This is a genomic window from Sphingopyxis sp. NFH-91 (genome assembly GCF_021401285.1).
Lineage (GTDB): Bacteria > Pseudomonadota > Alphaproteobacteria > Sphingomonadales > Sphingomonadaceae > Sphingopyxis > Sphingopyxis terrae_A.
Genome location: NZ_JACBGA010000029.1, coordinates 1 through 3,021, shown reverse-complemented (window position 1 = coordinate 3,021; position 3,021 = coordinate 1). Strand labels below are relative to the sequence as shown.

The 3,021-nt window shown below is 60.2% G+C and carries 5 protein-coding genes; 3 read left to right on the top strand and 2 right to left on the bottom strand.

Annotation, left to right across the window (positions count from 1 at the left end):
• Positions 1-473 (top strand): integrase core domain-containing protein (locus L0963_RS19550; RefSeq protein ID WP_234181501.1); only part of this gene is annotated, 473 nt, incomplete at its 5' end.
• Positions 474-503: 30 nt separating this feature from the next.
• Here L0963_RS19550 and L0963_RS19545 read toward each other — a convergent pair.
• Entirely contained in the window at positions 504-752 is a 249-nt protein-coding gene (locus L0963_RS19545) for an Arm DNA-binding domain-containing protein (protein ID WP_234181500.1), read from the bottom strand.
• A gap of 615 nt (positions 753-1,367) precedes the next feature.
• Here L0963_RS19545 and L0963_RS19540 point away from each other — a divergent pair.
• Together L0963_RS19540 and L0963_RS19535 are read left to right on the top strand one after the other, a co-directional pair.
• A complete protein-coding gene (locus L0963_RS19540; RefSeq protein ID WP_234181499.1) occupies positions 1,368-2,459 on the top strand; it encodes an IS5 family transposase in 1,092 nt (363 codons plus the stop codon).
• Positions 2,456-2,788: a hypothetical protein gene (locus L0963_RS19535; protein WP_234181497.1), complete on the top strand. Its 333-nt coding sequence runs from the start codon at positions 2,456-2,458 to the stop codon at positions 2,786-2,788. Before L0963_RS19540 ends, L0963_RS19535 begins: the two co-directional genes overlap by 4 nt.
• A 40-nt stretch (positions 2,789-2,828) precedes the next feature.
• Here the strand turns inward: L0963_RS19535 and L0963_RS19530 are convergent.
• The coding region (locus L0963_RS19530) for a hypothetical protein (protein ID WP_234181495.1) at positions 2,829-3,021 on the bottom strand (193 nt) is incomplete at its 5' end.

The following is a 3,021-nucleotide window of genomic DNA, read 5'->3' as shown; positions in this document are numbered from 1 at the left end:
AACTTCTCTTTAGAGACCTGCTGGCAGGTCATGACTGCCTTGATGAAGCCGGCGGGCGCTACGCGCCCTTGTCTCCATCAAGGCATCGCGGCCCTTCGAAAGGCTGCTTCCCAATGTGCTATGGTCCGAGCTACATCGCCGAGGAGCTGGCCCAATGGATCGGTGCCAACGGTATGAGCCATGTCCGCGGCGCCCCGATGCATCCCCAGACCCAAGGCAAGATCGAGCGCTGGCACCAGACCCTCAAGAACCGGATCCTGCTGGAAAATTACTTCCTGCCCGGCGATCTGGAGACCCGGATCGAGGCCTTCATCGACCACTATAATCACCGCCGATATCACGAAAGCCTCGGCAATGTGACGCCCGCCGACACCTACTTCGGCAGGGCAGACGCCATCATCCAACAGCGCGAAAGGATCAAACGGAAGACCATCGAACACCGACGCTTGCAGCACCGCAAGCTCGCCGCTTAATATCAACCCCAGGACGAGGCCCGCGCTCCGCTAATCAACGCCGCGATCTGCGCCAAATGTTCTGACGACAGACACATTGGGCTGGACGAGAACGAGCAGCCCGCCGCCATCCGCTTTCTTGTAGGGTTTGGGGCCGGGTTTGAGCGCCTTGAGCGCGACGTTGGTAAGCATGTTGGTACCTTCCCCCGTGGCTGCAACTTCGAATCCTGCGCACGGAAAATTTGTTGGTAAGCGCGAAATGCGTACCAACAAATTGACCAAAAACGGGTCGAGCTGCAAGGGGACGGCCTGAGCGGAAATACGATTCCGTCTCAAGATAACTCATTGTTTCTATTGATTTAGATGAGACGCCCTGCGGCCTAGTGAGCGCTTCTGAAAACACCGGCTGGCTGGGGCGGCAGGAACCTCACCTAAGGAAAAGCTGCACCCCAAAAAGCCCTGTTTTCGGCCAATTTCGCGTGGCACCAGTTGCGACTGGCTACACTCACTGGCTACAGTTAGTGGCATCACAGACCAACCGCAATAGAACATCGGTGCGGCGTTCCCATGCAGGCGCTCAGGGTCTTTTGCTGCGCGCTGTGACAGCCGTGCGGTAGCCGTAATTCGGACGTGGCACGTCGCCTGATCTCGCTCGAATGAAGGCATTTTCCCCGTAGCTACCCCGCCTCGCACGCCCTGTCCTACCACAGAGATCGCCCATCGCTCCGCGTCCACTAGGTTAATCCTTAAACAAACGGCTGCCTGTGCGGCGACTGCACCTTAATCAGCGGCGCCAACTTACCTTAGCAACGACCAAGCACGTCCATTCACCTAGCAGGCTGTTGAAGAAGTCGCTGGCATCGGCGCGGGAGTTGTGATTCAGCCGGGAGGGTTTAGCTGAACATCGAGGACGCGATGCGCGGAGCGGATAGCCGGTCGGGGGAGCTGTTTTCATACGTCGATCTGGAGCAGCGGGTTCCAGCTTCACATCCGTTGCGGCTGATACGGGGCATCGTGAACGAGGCGCTGGGGGTGCTCTCGAGCGATTTTTCGGAGCTGTATTCGGGAATGGGACGCCCGTCGATTTCGCCCGAGATGCTGTTGCGGGCGATGCTGCTGCAAGCGTTCTACTCGGTCCGCTCGGAGCGGCAACTGATGGAGCGGATCGAGTTCGACCTGCTGTTCCGCTGGTTCGTCGGGCTTGGTATCGACGAGCCGGTGTGGGATCACTCGACCTTCTCGAAGAACCGTGAGCGGCTGCTGGCGGGAGACGTGGCGGCGAAGTTCCTTTGTGCGATCCTCGACCAGGCCCGCGTGCGCAAGCTCTTGTCGCGCGATCATTTCAGCGTTGATGGCACCCTGGTAGAGGCTTGGGCGAGCATGAAGAGCTTCCGGCCCAGGGACGACGAGGGCGATGGCGGCAATGACGCTGGTGGCCGCAATGCGCCCGCCGATTTCCGGGGCGAGAAGCGCTCGAACGCCACCCATGCGAGCCGCACCGATCCCGATGCCATGCTCTACAAGAAGGGGCCGGGGATGGAAGCGAAGCTGTGCTTCATCGGCCACGGTCTCATGGAGAACCGTTCGGGGCTGATCGTCGATGCCCGGCTCACCCGCGTCTCGGGCCATGCCGAGCGGTTGGCGGCGCTGGAGATGATCGAGCCGCATGCCGATCGGCCCGGCGCGATCACGCTCGGCGCAGACCGGGGCTATGACGCCGCGGACTTCGTCGAGGAACTGCGCGAGATCAATGTCCGCCCGCATGTCGCGCGCAACACCAACGGTCGCCGTTCGGCGATCGACCGGCGCACCACCCGCCATGCCGGATACGCCGCCAGCCAGCGGATCCGCAAACGGATCGAGGAAGCGTTCGGCTGGATCAAGACCGTTGCGGGCCTGCGCAAGACCAAGTTGCGGGGCCTCGCCAAGGTAGACTGGGCCTTCACCTTCGCCGCGGCCGCCTACAACCTCGTGCGATTGCCCAAGCTGCTGGAGGCGCCGCCATGACCCATCCGATGGCTGGCAAATGGCGCATCGCCGAGATGGAACTTTGGGACCGCGAGTTTATCGACCTGCTCGGCCCCGGCTATATCGCCTTCGACGATCCGGATGGCAGTGAATTCCGCTTCGGGGCGGTGACCGGCACTCTCGATTGCAGCTACGCCAAGGCCAGCATCCACTTCACATGGGAAGGCTTCGACGAAATGGACGAGGCATCCGGCGAAGGCTGGGCCGAACTCCAGGACGACGGCACGCTCAAGGGTGAAATCAGCTTCCACCACGGCGACCAGTCCACATTCATCGCCACGCAGTGGACTTCTTCAACAGCCTGCTAGGCAGCAGCGCCGCGATGATGATCCCAGAATCTAAGTGGGGTCAACCTTGGTGCGGTCGGGCGCCCATTACGTTGCGCCCAGATCTATCGAAATTCGAATAAATGAAAAAAACATTCTGAGTAGCTTGGGAGCAGCTTTCGACGATCCTATAACTCAGGGTCGGCGGAATAATCTCGTCCGACGAGCTTTGAACATTAGCTCCAAGGAGAATGAGAATGAAGACCAGTTTTAAT

Coding starts and splice junctions, on each gene's coding strand:
- L0963_RS19540 (WP_234181499.1), top strand. CDS start 1,368: ATGCGCGGAGCGGATAGCCGGTCGGGGGAGCTGTTTTCATACGTCGAT.
- L0963_RS19535 (WP_234181497.1), top strand. CDS start 2,456: ATGACCCATCCGATGGCTGGCAAATGGCGCATCGCCGAGATGGAACTT.